This window comes from Pseudomonadota bacterium (assembly GCA_039193195.1).
Taxonomy (GTDB): Bacteria; Pseudomonadota; Gammaproteobacteria; order Steroidobacterales; family JBCBZW01; genus JBCBZW01.
The window spans coordinates 18,662-40,851 of record JBCCWS010000014.1 but is presented as its reverse complement, the minus strand read 5'-3'; the positions used below and the strand labels follow the sequence as shown (position 1 = coordinate 40,851).

Sequence of the window (22,190 nt, the reverse complement as noted above, 5' to 3'; positions counted from 1 at the left end):
TACGATGGTAAGCACGCTCAGCCTCACCACAGATGACGCCCCCGTTCAGGCGTTGATCACCCAGCCGTATCCCACGTTCACCAAGCTCGCCCAGATTCCCTACCGCCCCTGGGTGATGGAAGGGGTTGAGTACAAGTTGATGAGCGTGGACAAGCGTAGCGGCGGGTTCACCTGCATGCTGCGGGTGGCTGCCGAGGTCAAGGCCCCGGTGCACCATCACATGGGGGGCATCGAAGTTTTCGTGGTGTCGGGCGACATCTGCTACACGCCCGAGGACATGGGCGGCGCGGGCGATTACATCTTCGAGCCCGCCGGGGATATCCACGAACCTAAGTCTCCCAATGGCTGCGAGCTGTTTTGCGTGTTCTACGGGCCGATCGCGGGGCTGGACGACGCGGGCGCAATGGTTGGAGTTGTCGACGCCAAGCTCATGCTGCAGATGGCGAATGAGCATGGCGTGGCAGCGCACGTGCGGCAGTAGTGCGGTCTAGGGCGGTCATGAACATGAATCGCGCGGCCTCGATTGACGAAGGAGCTTCCAGTGCTAGCGCAAGATGAAGGGTGCTATCCCAAGCGTCAGGCACACGAAGTGTGGGACGACGGATCGCTCGTCGTCCGCGCGGAGCGCATCCCCTGGACGCGGTGGGCGCTCGAGGGCACGTACTTCAAGCTACTCGACTACAGCCAAAACCACGCGTACTGGGTGTTCCTGCTGAAGATCACGCCGCAGGCACCGAAAGCCGCACACAAGCACATCGGTGCCGCCAACGCGTACATCCTGCAAGGGGGCTTCAGCTATGAGAAGGGCGGCGTTCGTGCCGGTGACTTCTTCGTCGAAGCCGGTGGGATAGACCACGCGCCAGAGGTCGACCCGGATGGCTGCGTACTGCTCGGCTTCAGTCACGGCGCGGTGGCAGGCTACGACGAGGACGGACGCATCGCCGGGATTGTAGACGTCGATTGGATGGTAGACGCGGCGAAAGCGAACAACGCCTTCGACCATCTCGCCGGCGCCCAGCGCGCCTAACGCGAATGCGTGGCTCCCTGCCCCATACGGACGGGGCAGGGGGTCACGGGTGCACTCGGCATTACCCGAACAGGCTGGGTCGACCCGAGAAGTTGGGCAGATTCGGCAGGGAGGCGAGGAGCTCTCCCTCGCTTAGGCCAAACCAGCTGCCTAGGGCAGCGGCGTACTGTTCCACGGCCACGGTCGGAATCAGCCGGCCAGAGCCCGAGTCTTGCGCATGGCCAAAGACCGGCGGCGGGATATCACCGAAGATCCGATTCCCATTCACGGCCTGCCCCACTACGAAGTGATGGCCGCCCCAGCCGTGATCCGTACCGTCGCCGTTCACCGCGAGCGTGCGGCCGAAGTCCGACGCCGTGAACAGGGTGACCTTGTCGCCCAGGCCTAACTCGCCCATCGCGGTGCAGAAGGCGGAGACGGCGCCGTCGATCTGACCCAGCAGAGCCGGTAGCTGTGGGGCTTGCTCCGAGTGGGTGTCGAAGCCACCGAGACCGACGAAGTAGATCTGGCGCTGCGCTTGCAGCAGGTCTCGCACGGAGATGGCCTCGGCAACGGCGCGCAGCTGTGCGCCGAGTTCGGACTCGGGAAATTCCGTGCCCAAGGGGATAGCCGCCTGCTTGGCCTGGTTGAACATCTCGTTCGAGTCGAGCGCTTGGCGCTGCTTGGCGGCGATGTCCTGGCCGATGAGGTTGGTGCCTGCATAAGCTTCCGCGCGGAAGTGCGCCTTCAGGGCCGTGGCGAGAGCGGGGTCCTCCTCGGCCAGGTCGTCGAGCAAGTCGATGGTGGCCGCCCCGCTCACGCTCACCTGGTAGGGCTGGGCGACCTGCCCGGTGAGGAACAGATCGGCGTTGGCGCTGCTGATGGCGGTGAACTGCGCCGCGCCGTTGGCACCCCCGGCCAACACGGCGTCGGCGAACTTCCCACCCCACCCGAACTGCGCCCCCTCCGGGACGCTCGCCTGCCAAGTGGACTGCTGATCGTTGTGGGAGAACAGGCGCGGTGGCAGGGGCACGGACTCGTTCTCGAAGTCCTCGAAGGTGGTGGGTTGGATAAGGGGGCCGACGTTTCCCACGATGGCCGCATCGCCCTGGTTAAACAAGCCGTGCAGCCCCGGCATCTCCGGCGGCAGGGCGAACTGACGCGTACCGTAGTCTTCGCCGTTGAGGGGCGAGATGGCTAGCAGGTTCTCTCGCTGGCGTTGGCTGCCTTGGGCAGCGATCAGCGTGGGGCGCGCGGCGATGAATTGGCCGTAGGACGCCTGGTCGTAGGGCAGCACCACGTCGTGGTTGTCGAGGCCGCCGAAGAGGAACACGCACACCATGGCGCGGTACTCGCCGCTGAGGCTGGCGGCGCGCGTGGGGAAGGCGGCGAGGGTGCTGGCCAGGCCTGTCGTGCTAGCGACTAGGGCGGTGCTGCCGACGCTGCGCAGGAAGTCTCGTCGTGTGGTCATGAGCGGGGTCTCCTTGGCTCGTCGGGATCAGCGTTGGATGAGGTAGTCGGTGCAGGTCATGGTGAGCAGAACCGCGATGTTCACCCGGTCCTCGGGATCCTCATCGTCGATCGCACTCACAGTGTTGACGATGGATCGTCGCGTGGTGGGGCTCATCGAGCGGTAGAGCAGCTGTCGGTCGAGGTGATCCACGAGCGCGTCGGGGTCGCCTGCTAGGGCGAGCTCACGCGAGTAGTCCGGCACGAAGCTGCGCCTGGCGTTGCGCGCGTCCAGGTCCACGTCCGCCTCTTCGAACAGATCGCGAAGCTCGCGGAAGTCGGCGTAGCGGGCCTCGCCGCTCACGAAGAAGGTCATGAAGTTGGCGTAGCCTGGTACGCTGGCCGCGTTGACGATCTGCAGCTCCGGCACGGTCATGCCTGCCTCGCCGGACTGCGTGCCTGGGGCGATGTAGCCGGGTCGGTAGAAGTTGAACACGGAGCGGGCGCGGTAGGGGTGTTGGTTGAGCGCTTCGCTAGACTCCGCCTCCCACAGCTCCAAGGTGTACTCGGGGGTCACGGCGCTGGCGTTGAAGGCCCGGGCCCAGTGGGTGAAGCGCAGGACGGGCTCGCGTAGCTTACCGAAGTCGGCTTTGGTGAGGTTGGCGGCCTCCCGAGCTTCGGCGTCGAAGAGCACCGCGGCGATCGTCGCCTTTAAATCGCCCCGTCGACCCGTGCCGACGCTCGTGCCGTCGGGTAGCTCGAAGGTGCCCGCGCCGAAGGCTTGGGCAACGCGCGCCACGTAGGCGGGCTGGGGATTGCTAGTCACGAAGCGTTGGATCAGCTGTCGACCGATAAAGGGGCCGACGTTGGGATGGGCGAAGATCGCGTCTAGGGCGAGGCTTACGCTTTGTTTCGGTCCCGTATCCTCGGGGATGACCGTGCCGAGGAAGCGCTTCTCCTCCCGCGAGTGTTCCTCCGCGCGGGTGATCATGGGCTTGGCCCAGTCTGTGTTCTCTGCGTCCACGGGATCGATGACCTCTGCATCGATATCGATGCCGGTGAAAACGCGAGCCAGTCCTGTGATGTCGGCGTTGCCGTACAGTTCGATCGGCTGCCCCTGGGCATCTAGGGCCGCGGTGCCGTCCGGGTTCAGCTGCACGAGGCCCACCGTGAACAGCTGCAGAATCTCCCGGGCGTAGTTCTCATCGGGCATGCGGCCTGTCTGTGGGTCCGCCTTTCGGTTGCCCATGTAAGTGACGTAGTGGCCCATGGCGGGCGAGTAGGTCACTGCCTCCAGGAGCTCCCGGTAGTTGCCGAAGGCGTGGGTGTTGAGGATGTCCATGTAGTAGCCAACGGCGTCTGGGATATCCGTGAGCACCTCGCCGCCGCCGTTTGAGACCACTAGGATCTGAGACAGAGCGAAGGCCATGCGCTGGCGGAGCTGATCGCGGCCGCTGATGGCGTTGGTCCAGAAGGGAAAGTTGTTGGTCTGAGAACCCCACAGAGTGAGTTCGTCTTCGGCGCCACTCAGGGCGAGGAAGCGGCGCAGCTGGGGCAGTACTAAGCTTGGCGGGCGGGCGAATTCCCCGCGCAGCCACCGCGAGGCGCTCTGGTTCGTCCAGCGCGCGACCTCCTGCGCTGAGGGTCCGAAGGTAGCTTGGGTGAAAAAGCGTGCGGTGAGCGCTTCGTTGGCAAACACGCCGTCCGGTGGTCCGGCCGGCCCGAAATCGTCGATCTCCTGCGTATCGGTATTGGATACGTCGAGGGTCACTGCCGCGGTGTCGAGCGAATCAGGCGCGCTCACCTGCGCTTCGGCCAGTGGCGAGTCCTCGCCGCCGCAGGCACCCAAGCCTGCCGTTAGCAGTAGGGTGGGAATGAGAGAGCGCCAGCGGGGGCGTGGAACGCTTGCCGTGGACATGGCTGTTGTACTCCTTCAGGGGCGACCGGTGCGGTCAGCGACTCGTCTGGAGTATTTCTAGCAACAAGCGCGGAGAGATTGGTTTACGAAGCGGCGGCAGCGAGCTTACGGAATCGTATGGATTACGCGCTGGCGCGAACCGTAGAGCGCTAGGCGACACGCGCATGCGGCGTGGGCGATCCCGGTTCGATGAAGTGGATATCGAACACCGCGCCTGGCTGCCCCGGCTGCACCTCGATGTGCGCGCCGTGCAGCGTGCAGACGGCGCGGGCGATGCTCAGCCCCAGCCCGTTGCCCGGCGTGGAACGACTCTTGTCCGCGCGATAGAAACGGTCGAATAGCTGCGCGTGATGTTCCTGCGCAATGCCTGGGCCATCATCACCCACCTGCAACACGGCGCCTCGGGCAGAGGTCTGCAGGCGTAGCCAGCTGCGGCCGCCGGGGCGGCCGTGCTCCACGGAGTTCTCCAGGAGGTTGGTGACCATCTGCGTGAGCAGGTCCACATCGCCCTGGATCGTGATGCCGGGGATGATCGAGTGCTCGAGGGCTCGCTCGTGTTCGGTGAAGACCGGCTCGAAGCTCTCGCTAAGGTCGATCAGCAGTTGGGAGAGATCGACACGCGTGAACGCTGTACGCCGCCGGCCCGATTCGATCTCACCTAGGCGCAAGAGCCCCTCGAAGGTGCGCAGGAGGCTGGCGATCTCCGAGTGCGCTTGCTCCAGATGCTCGAGCGCCAGATCACGCTCGTCTAGATCGTGTTCGAGCAGGCGCAAGCGTTGATCCAAGTGGGTAACCGGGGTCTTGAGGTCATGAGCGATGCCGACGGACACGTCCTGGATGTTCCGATGCAAGGCCTCGAGGCGGTCGAGCATGAGATTGAAGCTCGCCCCCAAGCGATCGAATTCATCAGCTGGTTCGCGCAGGGGAACACGCCGGTGGAGCTGCCCCTCACCGATCTGCGCGGCCACCGCCGAGAGTGCCTGGAGCCGACCGAACACCAGGCGACTGATCGTGTAGCCGGTGATCAGGGACAGGGGGAGCGCAATGCCGAGTAGCCAGAACAGGCCGGCCCTAAGGCCATCGCGATAGGCTTCGTAGTGCCATCCGCGCGCGGCCGCGACGATGACGTGAAGATCTCGCGCCAGCGGTACGTTGAGGGTGCGCACCCGCACGGTGTTGTCGCCGCCGTCGTCATCTTCTAGCGCCAGGGTCTGCCACGCCCAATCATCCACGTCATCGAGCTCTGCATACCCGACGCGGGGGCTGTTCTCGTCGAGGAGGAGGGCGATCGGTTCGTGCTCCCACACCCGCAGCAAGGTGTGCCATTCGCTCCACAGGAGCCCCTCGTCGTCGCGCAGCTCCTCGATCAGGCCCGCGACGCCCGCCTCCTCGTAGACCTCCCGTAGGAAGTGCGCGGTAGCCTCCAGGTCTTCGCGTTCGTCTCGATCGACTGCGGCCAGTCGCCAGGCCCCGAGCAGGGCGCCCAGGCCAATGGCCACCACGATGAACGCCGCCACCGCCTGCATCGTGAGGCGCAACACGGCCGAGTGCAGCAGCCGCTCACGCGTCGGAGATGACATAGCCAGCGCCGCGGACGGTTTTGATGAGGTCGTGGCCGAAGGGCTTGTCCACCTTCGCCCGCAGACGACTCACGTGGGTCTGTACCAGACTGGTCTTCGGGTCGAAGCGAAAGCCCCAGATCTTCTCAAGCAGCATCGTGCGCGTGACCACCTGACCGGCGTGGTCCATGAGGTATTCAAGGATGCGGTACTCGCGGGGCGGCAGATCGATCGGTGTGCCGTCTCGGGCCACCTGCTGGGTGGTGCGATCGAGGGTGAGCGCGCCCACCCGCAGCTGCAGTTGAGTATCCACCATGGGTTGACGGCGAAGGAGTGCACGCAGGCGCGCGTGGAGCTCGGAGAAGGCGAAGGGCTTGACCATGTAGTCGTCGGCGCCAGCGTTCAGACCGTCGACGCGGTCGTCGATGCCCGAGAGGGCCGTCAGCATGAGGATCGGGGTCTTCACGTTCGACTGGCGCAGCACGCGCACGGCGTCCAGGCCATCCATGCCCGGCAGCAGGCGATCGAAGATGATGATGTCGATCGCCGGATCCACCGCGCTCAGCAAGCCCTCGTGGGCGCTGGAGCATCGCGTCACGCTCTCGCCGACCTCCTCTAGGGCGCGGCAGATGAACGCAGCCGTCTGGTCGTCGTCTTCGATCAGCAGGACATTCATGGCGCATCTCTCATGGGAAGATGGTAAGTCACCGCCGCCAGGGGCGTGTCATACGATTTTGTGAGGTCTCCGGTGCGCATGGCGACCGCGTGCTCACGTAGACTGCCGCTTGAGTTCAATCATGCGGGGATGGCAGGCGCGATGCGAAGGAACTGGGGCCGCACGCTTGCTGTGTTGCTTGTTGCGGGGGCTTGCTCGTCGCCCGTGTGGGCAGAGCCGGAGTCACCTTGGTTGCCCACGCGAGCGGCTGCGGCCGATGTCGGTGAGAGCTACGCGGGTTATCGGCAGCTGCTCACCCTCTACGAGCGTTTTCGCGCGCTGGCGCAGGGCGAATGGCACTAGGGAGTCGCGGACTACTCGCTGGCGGCGATGCGGGCTCAGCACCAAGCACTGATCGAGCTTCGCACCGGCTTGGATGCGATCGACGATCAGGATTGGCCGATTCCCCTGCGCGCCCACAACGTGCCAGGGCACCTATTCGATTCCCTAGTATCCTGAGTTGGAAGTTCGTGGATGAATTCGCACGCGAGTTTTTATCCCTGAGCGCGGCGCGACGACGAGCGTGGCAGGCCCCACGGGAGGAAGAGCAACGCGTTCAGGGGCGAAAGGGTGCCGCGAATTCATCCACGAACTTCTAACTCAGGACACTAGAGCAGCGCCGCGACAAACGTCTGATCCGTGGCGATCCCCGCCTGTACTTCATCAGCGGCATCCGGGCTGAAGGCTGGGCCATGTACCTTGAGGAGATGATCCTGCAGACGGGCTTGCTCAGCGATCGGCCGAAGACTCGCGAGATCCACTACATCTTGCAAGCCAAGCGTGCCGCGCGCGTGATGCCGGAGCTTCAGATGCACAAGAACGCGTGGACCTACGCCCAGGCCCTCGACTCCCTCACCACCCGAACGCCCTACTGGATGGGGCCGAACGATGCGATCGCCCGCTTCGATCTAGAGCTTTACTTGCGCCAGCCAGGCTACGGTATCGGCTATTACATGGGTAAGGTTGAGCTGGAAGCGTTGCTGGCCGAGGTGGCGTCGCAGCGCGGTAGGCGTTTCGATCTGGGTGCCTTCCACGATCGCTTTCGCGCATCGGAGCAGATTCCGATCTCGCTCATCCGCTGGGAGATGACCGGCCGTGACAACCAAGTGGCGACGATGTGGTGGGCGCTGCTCAGCCTTGGTGCGTGGGGCGGGAACTGACGCTGCGTACCAGGCCCGCTCGCCCTAGCTAGGGAACTGCACCACGCGCCAGTAGGCATCGATCATCCTGATTGCGTTGAGGAAGCTCGGGCCCGAGTGTTGCTTGACGAGGAAGCCGGCGACGTTGCGATCGTAGGCACGGAAGCGATCTTCCTCATCGTTGGAGGTGGTCAGCACGAAAACGATGGCATCGTGCAGATCGGAATCTTGACGGACCTCCTGCAGGAACTCATGGCCGTTCATGCGGGGCATGTTGATGTCGAGGAGGATGAGATAAGGCTTGGGAATGAGACCTCCTCGCAGCATTTCCAGGGCTTCAATGCCATCGGCGGCGACGGAGATAGGGTTGGCGATTTTCTCCTTTTCGAAGGAGCGCTTGAGCAGCGTTACATCCAGCTGATCGTCCTCCACCAGGAGGATGTGAACCTCCTTACTCCCTGTTGCCTGCGGTGCCACCGGATGCTCCTTTCGTTTGGTAGTGCCTCGGCCACGTGAAGTGCACGCCGGTACCGCGTCGTCCGGCTTGCGAGTCGATCCAACAGCGCCCACCCTGCCATCGCACGAGCTTCTGTACGATAGAAAGTCCCAGGCCTGAGCCCTCCACCACATCGCGCGACTTCAGCGTCTGGAACATCTTGAACACGCGCTCGTGGTAGCGAGGGTCGATGCCAGGCCCATCGTCGGTGACCGAGAACGTGACCTCATCGTTGGTGCTGTCAGCGGCGGCGATTTCGATGGTGCCAGCGATCTTGTCATGGTGCTTGACCGCGTTGGAGATGAGATTGCCAAAGATCTGCCGTAGCGGCGTGGCAGCTGTCTGTAGCGTGGGCATTTCCGGAGCTACGGAAATCGTGAAATCCTCAGGCGCAGCCACCTCTGCGATCACCTCGCGGAGCAGAGCACCCACATCAACTTCCCGGGGTGCTTCCTTCATCTTGCCGACGCGCGAGTAGAGCAGGATGTCATCGAGCAGGGCCTCGAGCCGCTGGACGCGACCGCGCAGCATGTCGAGCTTGTCGGTGGCCTCTTCAGGCGTTTGTCCCTGCAGGTCCTCGGCGATCCATTCGGCGAGGCTGTCGATGCTGCGCATGGGGGCGCGTAGGTCGTGCGAGGCGATGTAGGCGAACTGCTCGAGCTCGGTGTTGGCGTGTTCCAGTTCTAGCTGCGTCGCTCGCAACTCGGAGATGTCGTTGGCGATGCTGCAAATCGCGTAGATCTCATCGTAGGCATCGTAGAGGGGGAATTGGGAGGCGATGAGGTGAACGTTGCATGAGCGTGAGCGGAAGCTCACGGCGAAGCTCACAGCTTGCGGCTCGCGCCGCAGGGTCTCGCGGTGCTCATCCAGGGCGCTGGCGAATTCCTCGGGCAGTACCTCACCTAGCGGCTTGCCTGTAATCGAGGGTCCGTCCAGGCCGAACTCCTCCACCGTGCGGCTGTTGAGGCTGATGATGTTGCCCAGCGGGTCAGTGATCAAGATGTAGGCGTTGGCGTTGTCCAGTACCGAACGGAAATCATAGCGTGCTTGGCGTAGGGACGCTTCCTGTCGCTTGCCGAGCACGATGTCAGCGATTCGCGTGCCTAGGGTAATGTCCATTGGCTCCCAGGGCCGGGACCGCCCGCGGATTACCTGGCGCCAGCGACCGAAGGACGCCCGCGGTGAGAGGTGGAAGCCAGCGGCATCGCGGCTGATACGCTTCTCCGGGCGCCCCGCCCAGTTGACCTGCTCGGATTGTTCCTCGCGAAACCACATGACGTAGTCCTCGATCGAGGCGCTAACGGGCACCGCGAGGACGCCGCTGGCGAAGGGCTGCGCGGCGGTGATGAGGGCCGTATCGCGCGCAATCGAGTCGGTGACGAACACCCGCTTGTCGTGGTGGGCCTCGAGCCACGCGATGAGTTCGCGCGTGAAGGACACCTCGGGAATCTGGCCGAAGGCAAGGTACTTGCCCGACACGCGCAGGATCATGCCGTCCGCGTCCACCGCATCCAGCATCTTTTGGTGCTGAGACTTCATGGCCTTCAACAGCGATTCGTCTGGGCTCAGGGCGGCGGTGAGCTCGCGGACAGTGGCTTCGCGATGGCTTGTGCTGGTCTGGGCAGCGTGCCGGGCGCTATTGCTGAGCACGGCGGAGAAGGTATGGCCCAGCAGTTCGGCCACCATGCGCATGGGATAGGGCACGTGTAGCGGTTGCGAATGATGGCAAGCGATCAGCCCCCACAGCTTCTCGTTTTGCATCACGGAGATCGACATGGAGGCGGCCACCTGCATGTTGGCTAGGTACTCGAGGTGTACCGGCGAGACGGCGCGTAGGACCGAGTGGGTGAGATCGACTTGCTCGGACTCGCTCGGCCAGCGATCGCCTGGCACCAAGGCGACTGGCGCGTAGCTCACGTTGGGGATCAGGCGCAGGAAGTTCCTCGCATACAGGGTGCGGGCCTGGCGCGGGATGTCCGACGCGGGAAATCGCATACCCTCGTAGCTCACCATGTGGGTGGCGCGACTCTCGGCGATCACCTCGCCGTTCCAATCCTCATCGAAGCGATACAGCTTGACTCGGTCAAAGCCGGTCAGGGCGCGCACTTCGTTCACCACGTACGCCTGCAGCTGGTGTTGACTCTCTACTTGCTGCAGACGGGTGGCGAACTGGGCGGCGCGCGCGAACAGATCCTGCGGGCTTGGCGCGCCGCTGGCTTGGGTCTCGCCCGCAGGTTCCAGCTCGAGGATCAGACCCGGTCCGCTGCGGTGCATAACTGCGTGAAAGCTGCCGCGCCCATTGCGCGGCTGGACTTCCCGGTAGCGTACGGGGGCGAGGGCGCCGGCCAGGGCCTGTTCCAGGCCCTCCAGGTCTTGCTCGGCGAAGAGTACCGATGCCGAAAGGCCGATGAGATCTGCTAGCTCACGCTCGAACAGCGTTACGCAGTTGGCGCTGACGAAGCGAACCGTACGCTGCTCATCAAGCCCCAAGAGGTATCCGTGGGGCTGGATCGTTCCGGGGATATGTATGGGTTCGCGATCGCAGCGCTCGATGGCCTCACGAAGCTCGGCGTCTGTCAGGGCTTGGCCCGAGACTGGGTCTTGGCTCACGGTCGGGGGGTCCTCGTAAACGCGAGCGCGTGCGGCATCGAACGGCGCCGCGACGCATCAGCCCGCCATGATCGGCGAGCAGACCGTCCCGTGTCTACGAGGGCCAAGCGCAGGCGGCGCCCGTGGTGGCGGCCGCCTGCGCTCGGAGCTCAGGGCTCGGGCCCGCTCAGTTCGCCGTGCCGGTGATTACCAGTCGGACTGAGTCATTCCCGATGAGCGGGATTCCCGAACGGACGCAGTCCCAGATGATGCCCGTCACCACCCAACCGGACACCTCGTCGCGCGTGTCATTGGCGCAGACGACCGGGTCGGTCACGCTGAGGCCCGTCACCGTGCCGTTCAAGCGGTTGCCTTCGTTGCCGGGCACGTTGGCGCGCACGAGGATGCGCAGCTGATCCCCTGGGGTCACGTTGAGCCCGGCGGCTTCGCAGTCAAACGCTTCAACCGCCATGTTCTCGGCCAGGGGGATGACCACGGACTGCGGGTCGCTGAGGTTCTCGCAGAAAGCCACTAGGGCATTGCCCCCCGCAACGCTGCCGCCGACGCTTGCGTCGGCGGTCTCGAGTATCAGGCGCGTGTCCGAGCTCACCGATCCTGAGAAACCGAACAGGAACTCGATTCTCTCCTCGTTATCTGCGCTTACGAGGCTTGCGCCGATGGCGATCCGCTCACCGCGACTGGCGTTTAGGGCGGCCAAGCCCGCGGCGTTCAGGGGCACCGTGATGGTGGCGTCGCGATCGCGCCCGCTCGCCGTGACGCCGCCGAATTGCGGGCCGTCTGCCAGGTCCTCGAACCCAGCCATGCCGCCGGTGCCGCCGATGAGTGCGTCGATGTCGGTAGTCACCTCATTGAGGGCGAGGGTTTCGAAGCCCTGATCGCTGACCAGGCCGTTGTCCTCTAGACGCAAGCGCAGGCTCGCGCCGACGATCTCCTCGCTTACGCCGTCCAGGTTGAAGACGAAGAAGCTATAGGTGGGGTCTCCGGAGACCGCATCCCCGGTGAGGTAGTTCATATTGGTGGGGTTGTGCAGGCCCCGTCGATACCAGCCGCGGTCGTCGGCGGCGATGTCGTGGGCGAGGGCAGGGGCGAGCCCTAGCGCGACGGAGAGCGAAACTACGATGGCTGAGTAGTACTTCATGAGACTGACTCCTTAGATTATCCGTAATGTCGGAGACCGCGTGAGATGCCCTTCTTCGGGCCAGCAGCTCGGATAGTAACGGTTCCGGCGATCGTCGCGGCAACCCTGAGGGTGACCGCCAGAGCCGATTGGGCGGTCGCGCCCCGTGCTGCTGTGGCTGATGGGTGCCTATGTCGATGGTTGAGTGAGAGGAATGCGCGCCAGAACACACTGACTGGCCTATGAACTTCCATTAGAGAGGCAAGCGCGTGTTGCTACCTGTTACTCGAGCCGATACGACCTCATTGGCCGCCACCATGCCGGCTATCCCTCCCCCGGGCGATGCACTTTGGGGCAGGGGCTTACGCGCAGTCACGATGCTTATCTGCGCCTCCATGCTGGTGGGGTGCGGCGGCGGTGCAGCACCGAGCGCATCGCTCATGGACGAACCTGAGCCGCCTGCGCCGCCGCCGCCGGTCCTTGCCGCTCGGCAAACCGCCGACCAGCCCGACTTGATCGTCGATGCTTATCAAGTCCACGTGATCTACGCCGTGCCTGCCGACGGCATTGACCGGGAACTCGACCGCGACGGCACGATCGCCGGCACCGCGGCCGCATCGAACCGCTTCTTCGAGGACGCCAGCGGCGGCAAGACGATTCGCTATGACCTCAATCTCGAAGGCGAACTCGATGTGACCTACCTGGCCCTGCCACGGGAGGATGCGTTCTACGCGGAGCAGGGCGTCTTCGCGCGCGACGCGCTCGAGACGGATGTCCTCAGCGCCGGCTTCACCGACGCGCAAAAGGCCTACCTGGTGTACTACGAGGGAGCCAACAACGCCGCGTGCGGCAGCGGCCCCGCCTTGGGCACCGGTGACCCTGTCGCCGCCCTGTACCTCAAGGGGACCCCAAGCGGCACCCGCGGCTGCGAGAGCAGCCGCTTCGCTGGCGCCGATGACACGCCGGGCTTCTGGGAATGGGTCGCCGCCCACGAGGTATTGCACATCCTCGCCTTCGTCGATCCCTGTGCACCGCGCTACAACGCGGCGGCGCCCTCGCACGTGGGCGATAGTCCTTCGGATCTCATGTACGCCGGGCCGGAGCCGTGGTTTCCGACCACTGTGGACATCGACCAAGACGACTACTACGGGGCCGGGGTGCCGGCAGGCTGCGGTCAGAACCTGTTCTTCAGCGCCTTCCTCGAGCCTCAGGATGGCGATCAGATCCCGACCAACTTCCACCATTGATGCACCGTGCCTAGGCGGGGTTGGGCCCGCGAAAGGACTGCCGTAAGCTGGCGAGCATCGTCTCTGCCCTTACGGTACCTTTATGGTCAACGAGTCTAGGCCCGAGCAGACCCTGTCACGCGCCGAAGGGATCTTCGTGCGCATCTCCGTGCTGCAAACGATCCTCGCCCTAGCGGGCTTGTTCACCGGCGCGGTCGCCCTGTGGGCGGCGTTGACGGAAACCGATGCCGTGCGCAAGCAGCAGTTGGCGAGCGTACTGCCTGATCTCGTGTTCGCCCAGAGCTACAACGAGGCGGGAGAGGATGCGCGTTTCACCTTTTTGGCGGTGAATAACGGTATCGGTCCAGCCCGAGTGCGCGCGATGCGGGTCCGGGTAGACGAGGTGGCACAGACTGACTGGGGAGCCATGCTGACGGCGCTCGGTGCCGAGGCGGATTACCGTTACGGTCAAAGCCAGATCGCTGGGCGCTTGGTTCGCTCAGGTGAGCTCATCGAGGTGTTCCAGTCGCGCGATCCTGAGGTGGTTGAGCTCATCCTGGGCAACCGCGAGCGGATCGACGTGGACGTGTGCTTTTGCTCCGTCTTCGATGAATGCTGGACGCCCACAGCGTCGGTGACGGACCTGCCGACACCGGTGGAGCAATGCCCTGACTACGGCGGGGAGCAGTTTCTTCAATAGCCGTGGGTGCGCGAATCCGCGCCTGCGGTGAGCCGGTTTTCAAGCGGCCCACGCCTATAGCGATACGTGGGCGCCGGTGCGTCTGCGAGGGAAGAATATCCACACCCCCAGGGACGGGGTTGTACTCCCCTCTTCCCGGTGGTGCCCCGGCACTGGCGGCTTACCTCGCTCAGCCCGACCAGTGTCCGGGGTGTCAGTTCCCCGTACGCCTTGCTGGTCACAGACAGGCGCGGCGAGCTGCTCTATCTGGGGGGCTATTTTGATCATCCTGCCGCAAGCGTCGCGCGTGGTGAGCAGATCATGGCAACGTTAACCACCGGATATGGGACTGAGTCGCTGCCGATCTTCGGCTGCGCTATCGACGCATCACTGCGTCAGCAACTCGATCCGCTGGCGCTAGTGTGCTGTCCCAGAAGTTCGTTGAAAAATACGCGGGTACTTCTCGCCCCTGAGTACGTTGCTCCTCCTCCCGTGGGGCCTGCCACGCTCGTCGTCGCGCCGCACCCAGGAACGAAAGGCCCCGTGCGTATTTTCAACGGACTTCTGGGGCAGCACACTAGGTGGGCGGGGGAGCAGCGGTTGATGTTCACTGGGGCGTAACCGCGCGCGCCTCGACGCTCGCACATGTTTAGTCGATCCGGCGAATTTAACCCGACAACTATGTGAGCTACTTCACGTGGACGCGCGCGAACTCGACCTTAGATCGCCAGCGTGTCCAGGGCACGAGCTGCTCAAATACTCTCCATGCCTTTACAGCTGCCCGTGGCAGCCAGCGGAATTGGAGACAGACGATGCGCATACGCACTGCCACCACCTTGGTGCTGGTAACCCTTGCTGTTCCCGCGACATGGCTCGCGACTAGCGATCAAAATTATTCGGTAAAGCGCGCACGCCCGGCCCCGGTGCCGGTAGCGGCGGTGCCGCCTGATTCAACCCGCGTGCTGGCCAGCAACGAGGAAGCCGATACGCACCTTGCGGCCACGGCTGTCACGACCGTACCAATGCCGCAAGGGTTCCCCTGGTCTCAGGCAAGCGATACGGAGTCGCCGGCGCTGCCAAGACCGCCCACCGGTGCCGACGTGCCCGGTGAGACGAGCAAGATGAGCAACGCGGTGGCGGCGCTGGCTTGGCAGGGGGGCGACGGGTTGGTCCGAGTGCTCAGTGCCTACGATGCTCTGCCACAACAAGCGGCCCTCGCCGCTATCAACGCGCGGGTTCTGCGCGACTTCCCCGCGGTTGGCATCGCGGAACTCGAGTTGCCCGCGAGTGCGCTTGCGCAGCTGAGCCTTCGCAGCGATATCGATCTGCTTGCCCTCGATGAGCCGGTTGCCGGCGCTTCGTGGATCAAACGTCACGCGGTGCGTCGCCCGGGCTTGCTATCCCCCAATAACTACAGTCCGGCTGATGATGTGCGTGTCGCCGTCCTCGACACCGGCGTCTCCGATCACCAAGACCTCAACGTCACGGCTCGAGCCGACTGCACCGCCGGCGCACGCGGCGCCACCCGTTCGATCGAGGACCGATTCGACGTGCGGGCCTTCGACGGCAGTAACGGTGATCACGCCTGGAACGGAGCTTGGGTCGAGGGCGGTGAGTCCGACGGCGTCAGAAACGGGTCGATCGAAGTCAACAGCTACTACGGCGCCTGTCTTGCGGGCGCCTGCCTGGAGCTAGAGGCTCGCCAGGTGGGCAGAAGCGCCAGCCGCAGCTTTGATATCGCCGGGGCGGGTGATGCCACGCTCTCTTACATGGTGGGCAACGCCGCTGGCACGGGTGAGGTGGTGGTCGAGATCTCGGCGGATGGAAACGCCTTCGAGACTCTCGAGAGCTATCGCCTCGAGCAGGCCAATGGCGTGACCGGCGTTAGCATGGACATCTCGCGCTTTGCCAGCGCTGATACGACGGTCCGTGCCCGTATCGTGCGCTCGTCTTCTGATGCGAGTTCTGGCTTCGGCGTGCTCGGCATCGACAACCTCCGTATCGATGCGGTGCTGCCCCAAGAAGCCTGTGTAGCCGCAGGTGCTAGTGTGCAGGATGCCGAGAGCGGCACCCTTCGCGACATCTTCACGTCCCGCGTGTTTAGCAATAACAACGGAACCCTTAGCTTCGCGTCCGGCTGGATCGAGGTGGGCGAGAGTGATGGCGCTCTGCGCGGATTCCTAGAGGTGGACAACGATTTCGGTCTATGTCTGAGCGGTGATTGCCTCCAGGTCGAGACTGGCGATGCGAACGATGCGGTGGTGCGCAAGATGAATCTTGCCGGCGCCGCCGGCGCGGAGCTGAGCTTCACCTACTCGCATACGCTCGGTGGCACGATCGCGCTGGAGGCGTCATCGGACGGCGGCGCAGGTTGGTCAACGCTCGAGACCTTCGTCATGGACCGGGTCGTCCACGACAGGGCCCTCAGCGTTGATCTGCTGCCCTACGCCAGCGAGCAGACCCAGCTGCGCTTCCGTGTGCTGGCGCCTGGGAGCCTTGAGGGGCCGGGAGGCAATCCCAATCGCGAAGGCATGCTGGGCATCGACAACTTGGAGATTCATGTCACGGCCAGTGACGTCGATGGCTACGATCAAAAGGGGCATGGTACGCACGTGGCAGGCATCGTCGCCGCGTCGCCGACCACCTTGTTCGACCATCGCGGCATCGCGCCTGGCGCGGGAATCGTCTCCGTTCGCGTGCTCGACGGCGAAGGACGTGGCTATACCTCAGACGTCATCGCCGGACTAGACTGGGTGCTGGCGAATGCCGATGACGAGAAAATTCGCGTGGTTAACCTATCCCTTGGCAAGGCCGTGCTCGAGAGCGCGTCTACCGATCCACTGGTGCGTGCGGTAGAGGCCGCCTGGGATGCGGGCCTGGTCGTCGTGGCCTCGGCAGGAAATTACGGTCGCGACGGCAACTTTACGATCACCAGCCCAGGCAACTCGCCGAAGGTGATCACGGTTGGCTCCATCACCGATCAGAATACCCCCGAGCTTGGCGATGATTACGTGTCCACCTACTCCTCGCGTGGGCCCACGCTGGTCGATCACTACCTGAAACCTGATCTGCTGGCGCCGGGCAATCGAGTGGTCGCCTCCGTCGGTGCGTACTCGCAGCTTTACGTGGACTACCTCGATCGGCGCAACGGGTCTGATTACCTGGAACTGTCAGGCACCAGCATGGCGGCCGCGATGGCCTCCGGTGCGGTAGTGCTCATGCTGTCGAAGGATCCGCAGCTGAACCCTGGCACGGTCAAGGCGCGGCTGATGCGCTCCGCGCGCAAGGTGCAGGGCACCATTCTCGAGACCGGCGCTGGCGTGCTCGACATCGAGGGTGCGATGGACGAGAGCGGCTGGATCTCAGGCCAGGCCTTGTCGCCGCGCCTTGCGCGCAGCAACGATGGTGCCACGGCCCTGATCGAAAACACGGCCGCCCTTTGGGGACACCCAGCGTGGTCGAATGCCTACCTGTGGAGCGACGGCTACCTCTGGTCCGACGCTTACCTGTGGAGCGATGGGTACCTGTGGAGTGATGCGTACCTGTGGAGCGATGGCTATCTGTGGTCCGATGCCTACCTGTGGAGTGACGGGTATCTGTGGAGTGATGCCTACCTGTGGTCCGATGGGTACCTGTGGTCCGATGCGGTTCGTGACCTGGTGCCGCTGAATTCAGCGGGCGCGATGGGGAGTAGTCTTGCGGACGACTGAGTGACCGACTGCGGCGGTCAGCGGGTGGGCAGCAGTGATGTTCCCGCCCGCGGCCGCGAAGCCTGCGCGTACGGGCGACGAGTGATCGCCAGCTGTACCTGAGGCCGCGGGATTGGGCAAGCGGACGAGTTCAGTCGCGGCGCGCTTGTTCTTGGTAGCGAGCCACCTCGTCCGCCGTCGGCGGCGAGCATCCTCGCCGGGATACGTTGATTGCGGCGGCGGCGCACGCAGCATCCAGGAGGTCGGCGAGAGCCTCTCGGCTCAGCTGCACTCGGCCTCCAGGCAGCGCGTCTGCACGCACCAAACCGGCGAGAAATGCCGAGTGGAAGGTGTCTCCCGCCCCGACCGTGTCCTCCACCCGCGCAACGGCGTAGGCAGGGCACTCGAGCTGCCCTTGAGCATCGATCAGGACGCTGCCGCCGGAGCCTTCGGTCAGCACGACCATACCGCCGTTAGGCATCCGTTCGTGTACGCGAACCGCTGCCTCGCGGGCAGTGGGTGCGAGATCCATGGCGTCGAGGTCTTCGTCGCTGGCTTTGATGAGGTCGCACCATGAAAACAAGGACCGCACACCGCTTAGGTAAGCCTGGGTGTCGACGCTTGCGCCGAGGCGAATGTTGATGTCCACGCTGATCAGCACCCCACGCTCCCTGAGCAAGCCGAACAGCCGCCTTAGCTTCGGCAGTTGGCTCGGGGTGATCGCCAGGGATCCCGTGTGAAAGATCTGAAGCGACGCCGGGAGCAGGTCGCGTAGCGCTTCGAAGGTGGTGTCCTTGTCGGCGATGCCCTCTCGGTAGAGGCGATAGCTCGGCATACCGTCCGCAGCCACCGTGACCAAGGCCAGTGACGTCGGCCACGGCGAACGTCGTGGATTGATTGCCTTTACGCCTTCGTGGTGAAGGGCCTCCAGCAGCTGCTGGCCGAAGCCATCGTCCGACAAGGGCGAGAGATAGCTCACGTCCATGCCCTGGCGTGCAAGGCCGATGGCCACGTTGAAGGGCGAGCCGCCCAGGTGCGGTTGGTAGCTGCCAGCGCCTGTCGCGATGAAATCGATGAGGGCCTCACCCACGACGGCGATACTCATGGCGCGGGCAGCTCCTGGGTCCGACCGCGCGGGTGCATTCGGGCGGCCCTGTAGATCGCATCGATGGCCGCCATGTTTGCTATGGCGTCTTGACCGCCCGTGATGGCAGATGCCGTGCCGTCCATCACGGCCTTCACGTGGCGCAGCTGGTGCCAGTAGGTCGAGTTGCCGGTCACTCGCTCGGTCTGCGTCGGGCCGCTCCTTACCTGCCAGCGTAGCTCGTGTCCGGACTGAGGGGCGATCGGGTTGTCGATGCTGAGATGACCGTGGGTGCCCATCACGTGCAGGCGAGCGCTGATCCCCGGCGCAAGGCGCGTGTCCATAGAGCAGGAGACCGTGGCGGGGACGCCGTCGAAGTGGAGCGTCGCGTGCATGGAGATGTCGATGCCCGGTTGGCCTTGCTCAGCGTGTGCGGTATGCACCCTGGGTTCAGTGCCCATGACCGCACGCACCCAATGCACGGGATAGCAGCCGAGATCCATTAGGGCCCCGCCACCCAGCTCCAGCGTATGGCGCAGCTCCCCTGCGCGATAGGGAATGGGGACGTTGAAGTGCGCCTCGAGCTGGGTGGGCCTGCCGATCGTATCTGATCGCAGGAGCTCCAGCGTGCGATCCATCAGGGGATGGAAGCGGTAGTGGAAGGCCTCGATCACCGGTTGCGAGGCGCTCTGTCCGGCGTGAACCATGCGCACGGCCTGCGCAGCGTTCATGGCGAAGGGCTTCTCGCACAGTACCGCCTTGCCCGCACTGACGGCAGCAAGGGTCAGTTCCAGGTGCGCATGCGGGGGCAAGGCGTTGTACACCAAATCCACCTGATCGCTGCGGAGCAACGCGGCGTAGTCGCGCTCGACGTCGGCGATCCCATGCTCGGCGGCGAACTGTTCGGCGCGTGCTGGCGAACTCGCGGCCACCCGCGTGACCACCACATCGTCCATCGTGGCGGCTGGCGTCAGGATGGCTTGCGGTGCGATGCGCGATGCGCCGAGCAGTCCTATCCTCAGGGTCATGGCGAGAAGGTCTCTGGGTGCGAGCAACGAATGGTGAAGGACCGCGCGCGAAAGTCGACGTGGGCCTCGGCCCAGTAAGCCTCGCATGCTCGCCTCAAGAGTAGCGTATGAGTAGGCGAGGGGCGCACCTCGAAGGTGCCGCGGAAGGCAGGGTGGTGATTGCGCAAGCGGATCATGCCCATGAGTCTGCGCACCACGGGCCTCGCTAGCTCGGCCTCCACTTCTGGTTGCGTGTAGTAGCGGCGATTCACGTCGCGCCCCACGCCGCTGCGCGCGAACCCCGCCACATCGTTGCTGCCTGCTAGCAATCCCACATAGTAGATTTGCGCGATGCCTGGTGAGAACAGCTGCACGAGGCGAGCGGCCAGGTAGGCCTCGTCATCGGCCCCCAGCGCATCGTAGTAGGTGCAATTGATCTGGTGCACGTCGACGTTGCCGGCGGCGGCGCCGGAGGCGCGCGCACTGACCCCGCCGCTATGGCGATGAATCCTAGCGACCAGCGCGTCTACGGCTGCGTCGTCCAGCAGCCCGGGGCGGTGGGGCGGGAGCTTGTCGGCGGCCACGTCGCCAACGTCGATGCCATCGTGCGTGTCGAGCACGGTGATGGCGTTGCGCGGACGTGCAGCGAGCCATCGCTTCAGACTCAAGCTGTTGCCCTCGAACAAGCTGTGCAGCAGCAGGGGGCCGAGGGCGAAATCGTACACCCAATCAACATGTTGGGCGACGTCGCCTTGGCGTTCGAAGTGCGTGTGGGTCTCGGCGAGCACCTCGAGCCCCAGCGCGTGGGCTTTGCGGCTCAGGCGATCGATGTAGGCGAAGGTGGCGGGGGTGAGGAAGCAACTGGTGCCGCGGGTTTTCACGGTGAAGCCGACGGCGTCCAGGCGCACCCGCCGCGCGCCGGACTTGGCCAGCGCGGTAAGCACTGCGTCCAGGTAGACCTCGGTTTGGTGATGGTCCGGGTTTAGGTCTATCTGCCGCTGCGTGAAGGTGGCCCAGAGACGTTCGCTCGTGCCGTCGCCAAGCTCACACTCGACGAACGGATCATCGGCGCCGATCACGAATAGGGCCTGCCGATCAGGGTCACTCATCCCGCCTGGAAACACCTGCTGCTCGGTGAGGAACATGCCGGCGTAGGGTGAGTGAGCGCCGTGGGTCAGGTAGTGCTGGAATTGCGCCGAGTGAGAAGAGATGTGGTTGACGATTAGATCGACCACCAGGTTCGTCTTCGCGGCGAGCGCACGCACGTCACCCCAGTCCCCCAGTACGGGGTCGACCGCCAGGTGGTCCGTGGGATCGAAGCCCGCGTCCGCGCCGCTGATGGAATCGTAGAAGGGAAGCAGGTGCAGACCGCCGAAGAGGCCCGCCAGCGGGCCTTCCAGGAGGGATTTCAGGTCCTTTAGGGTCCCGTCACCCAGGCGATCGCCGTAGGCGATCAGCTGCACCTCATGTGACATCGTCACCGGTGACCAACACTGCTTTGAACAGCCCTTCCTTAGCGGCGCCGAAATCGGCGAAGGCTTGCTCTACCTCGTTCAAGGCGTAGGAGGTGATCAGCGGCGTGGTCTGCAGGGTGCCGGCACGCAGCATCTCAAGGCCGGCGAGCATCGCCGTGTGCTTTTCCTCGTCGCGCCGCACGTGGCCGTTCACCACGTCGATCGACTTGAAGTTCCACAGCTTCATGTCGATGTTGCGCATGCCCTCGTTAGACTCGTGGTAACCGATAATGATGATACGGCCGTGTTGGGTGACGAGATCCGTGCACAGCTCGAGCGTCGCCGGCACGCCACCGGCTTCGATCACCACCTGCGCTAATCCGGTAGCCCGATCTGCCACCACCACCTCATCGGGGTGCAAGGTGCGGTGGGCGCCGAGGCGAGCCGCCATGTCGCGGCGGTAGGGGATCGGATCGATGGCGGTGATCTCGCCGGCCCCTTGGTTGCGCGCGAGCTGCAGGCAGATCAAGCCCATGAAGCCGCAGCCCACCACGGCGACGCGGTCGCCCTCGCGCACGCCGAAGCGCTCGCTGGCATGAACGCAGCACGCGACGGGCTCGCCAAGCGCGGCGATCGGATCGATCTCCGCCGGCACCTTCGCCAGCAGGTCGATGGGAGCGACGAAGTAGTCCGCGTAGGCGCCGCCGAGCGCCGTGACCGTCTCGCCGACGGCGAATTCGGTGACGCCCGCGCCCAGTGCGACGATCGTGCCGGTGCCTTCGTGGCCCAGCAGGGTCTCGCCCTGGGTCAGTCGGTCGCGGGAGCGGTAGGTGAAGAGGTCACCGCCGCAGACGCCGCAGCCGATGGTCTTCACTAGCACCTCGCCGGCGGCGGGCTGGGGGATGTCGCGCTGATTTAGGGTGAAGCCGCCCTTGCCGAGCATCGCTGCCTGCATCGAAAGTCTCCGTCGGTCTTGTAAGGAGGAACACCGCGTCTACCAGTCCAGGGGAAGTTGGTTTTCGCAGGCGCGGTGCTCCCGCCA

General features: G+C 64.5%; 19 protein-coding genes. 8 read left to right on the top strand and 11 right to left on the bottom strand.

All coding sequences use genetic code 11. From position 1 onward, the window contains the following. Positions 1–4: 4 nt before the first annotated feature. Positions 5–481 carry a 2,4'-dihydroxyacetophenone dioxygenase family protein gene (locus AAGA68_13225; GenBank protein MEM9386020.1) on the top strand — a complete coding sequence of 159 codons (477 nt, stop codon included), beginning with the start codon at positions 5–7 and terminating at the stop codon, positions 479–481. Positions 482–541: 60 nt separating this feature from the next. Next, positions 542–1,027: a cupin domain-containing protein gene (locus AAGA68_13220; protein ID MEM9386019.1), complete on the top strand. Its 486-nt coding sequence runs from the start codon at positions 542–544 to the stop codon at positions 1,025–1,027. A 61-nt stretch (positions 1,028–1,088) separates the two neighbouring features. Here the strand turns inward: AAGA68_13220 and AAGA68_13215 are convergent, their stop codons facing one another. The 4 genes from AAGA68_13215 to AAGA68_13200 form a co-directional block, all read right to left on the bottom strand. Then, positions 1,089–2,477 (bottom strand): DUF1501 domain-containing protein, encoded by a 1,389-nt coding sequence (locus AAGA68_13215; protein MEM9386018.1) that lies wholly within the window; start codon positions 2,475–2,477, stop codon positions 1,089–1,091. Positions 2,478–2,504: 27 nt separating this feature from the next. Beyond that, entirely contained in the window at positions 2,505–4,373 is a 1,869-nt protein-coding gene (locus AAGA68_13210; GenBank protein ID MEM9386017.1) for a DUF1800 family protein, read from the bottom strand. 149 nt (positions 4,374–4,522) lie between these two features. Then, positions 4,523–5,953 carry a HAMP domain-containing sensor histidine kinase gene (locus AAGA68_13205; GenBank protein MEM9386016.1) on the bottom strand — a complete coding sequence of 477 codons (1,431 nt, stop codon included), beginning with the start codon at positions 5,951–5,953 and terminating at the stop codon, positions 4,523–4,525. Further along, positions 5,934–6,608 carry a response regulator transcription factor gene (locus AAGA68_13200; protein MEM9386015.1) on the bottom strand — a complete coding sequence of 225 codons (675 nt, stop codon included), beginning with the start codon at positions 6,606–6,608 and terminating at the stop codon, positions 5,934–5,936. Before AAGA68_13200 ends, AAGA68_13205 begins: the two co-directional genes overlap by 20 nt. Before the next feature lie 141 nt (positions 6,609–6,749). Between AAGA68_13200 and AAGA68_13195 the strand changes: the two genes are divergently transcribed. The 3 genes from AAGA68_13195 (at position 6,750) to AAGA68_13185 (ending at position 7,807) form a co-directional block, all read left to right on the top strand. Further along, positions 6,750–6,950: a hypothetical protein gene (locus tag AAGA68_13195; protein ID MEM9386014.1), complete on the top strand. Its 201-nt coding sequence runs from the start codon at positions 6,750–6,752 to the stop codon at positions 6,948–6,950. 27 nt (positions 6,951–6,977) lie between these two features. Beyond that, entirely contained in the window at positions 6,978–7,106 is a 129-nt protein-coding gene (locus AAGA68_13190) for a hypothetical protein (GenBank protein ID MEM9386013.1), read from the top strand. A gap of 173 nt (positions 7,107–7,279) precedes the next feature. Further along, positions 7,280–7,807: a DUF885 family protein gene (locus AAGA68_13185; protein ID MEM9386012.1), complete on the top strand. Its 528-nt coding sequence runs from the start codon at positions 7,280–7,282 to the stop codon at positions 7,805–7,807. A 24-nt stretch (positions 7,808–7,831) separates the two neighbouring features. Here the strand turns inward: AAGA68_13185 and AAGA68_13180 are convergent, their stop codons facing one another. The 3 genes from AAGA68_13180 to AAGA68_13170 all read right to left on the bottom strand — a co-directional run bounded on the left by AAGA68_13180 (position 7,832) and on the right by AAGA68_13170 (position 12,030). Continuing rightward, positions 7,832–8,263: a response regulator gene (locus AAGA68_13180; GenBank protein MEM9386011.1), complete on the bottom strand. Its 432-nt coding sequence runs from the start codon at positions 8,261–8,263 to the stop codon at positions 7,832–7,834. After that, positions 8,238–10,892 carry an ATP-binding protein gene (locus AAGA68_13175; protein MEM9386010.1) on the bottom strand — a complete coding sequence of 885 codons (2,655 nt, stop codon included), beginning with the start codon at positions 10,890–10,892 and terminating at the stop codon, positions 8,238–8,240. Before AAGA68_13175 ends, AAGA68_13180 begins: the two co-directional genes overlap by 26 nt. A gap of 166 nt (positions 10,893–11,058) precedes the next feature. Then, positions 11,059–12,030 (bottom strand): hypothetical protein, encoded by a 972-nt coding sequence (locus tag AAGA68_13170; protein MEM9386009.1) that lies wholly within the window; start codon positions 12,028–12,030, stop codon positions 11,059–11,061. A 356-nt stretch (positions 12,031–12,386) separates the two neighbouring features. Between AAGA68_13170 and AAGA68_13165 the strand changes: the two genes are divergently transcribed. The 3 genes from AAGA68_13165 (at position 12,387) to AAGA68_13155 (ending at position 17,624) form a co-directional block, all read left to right on the top strand. Continuing rightward, positions 12,387–13,256, top strand: a complete 870-nt coding sequence (locus AAGA68_13165; GenBank protein MEM9386008.1) for a hypothetical protein — start codon at positions 12,387–12,389, stop codon at positions 13,254–13,256. Between the two features lie 82 nt (positions 13,257–13,338). Beyond that, complete coding sequence (locus AAGA68_13160; protein ID MEM9386007.1) at positions 13,339–13,935, top strand: hypothetical protein; 597 nt, start codon at positions 13,339–13,341, stop codon at positions 13,933–13,935. Positions 13,936–14,726: 791 nt separating this feature from the next. Further along, positions 14,727–17,624, top strand: coding sequence for a S8 family serine peptidase (locus AAGA68_13155; GenBank protein ID MEM9386006.1), 2,898 nt, complete (start codon positions 14,727–14,729; stop codon positions 17,622–17,624). Positions 17,625–17,754: 130 nt separating this feature from the next. On the opposite strand, the gene AAGA68_13150 is transcribed toward AAGA68_13155, so the two are convergent. The 4 genes from AAGA68_13150 to AAGA68_13135 are packed head-to-tail and all read right to left on the bottom strand — an operon-like array spanning position 17,755 to position 22,103. Further along, positions 17,755–18,708: a carbohydrate kinase gene (locus AAGA68_13150; protein MEM9386005.1), complete on the bottom strand. Its 954-nt coding sequence runs from the start codon at positions 18,706–18,708 to the stop codon at positions 17,755–17,757. Further along, entirely contained in the window at positions 18,705–19,715 is a 1,011-nt protein-coding gene (locus tag AAGA68_13145; GenBank protein ID MEM9386004.1) for a Gfo/Idh/MocA family oxidoreductase, read from the bottom strand. The genes AAGA68_13150 and AAGA68_13145 overlap by 4 nt, the downstream gene beginning before the upstream one ends. After that, on the bottom strand, positions 19,712–21,169 hold the full coding sequence (gtfA, locus tag AAGA68_13140) for a sucrose phosphorylase (protein ID MEM9386003.1): 1,458 nt from the start codon (positions 21,167–21,169) through the stop codon (positions 19,712–19,714). Before gtfA ends, AAGA68_13145 begins: the two co-directional genes overlap by 4 nt. Next, positions 21,159–22,103, bottom strand: coding sequence for a zinc-binding dehydrogenase (locus AAGA68_13135; GenBank protein ID MEM9386002.1), 945 nt, complete (start codon positions 22,101–22,103; stop codon positions 21,159–21,161). Before AAGA68_13135 ends, gtfA begins: the two co-directional genes overlap by 11 nt. Between the last annotated feature and the right edge of the window lie 87 nt (positions 22,104–22,190).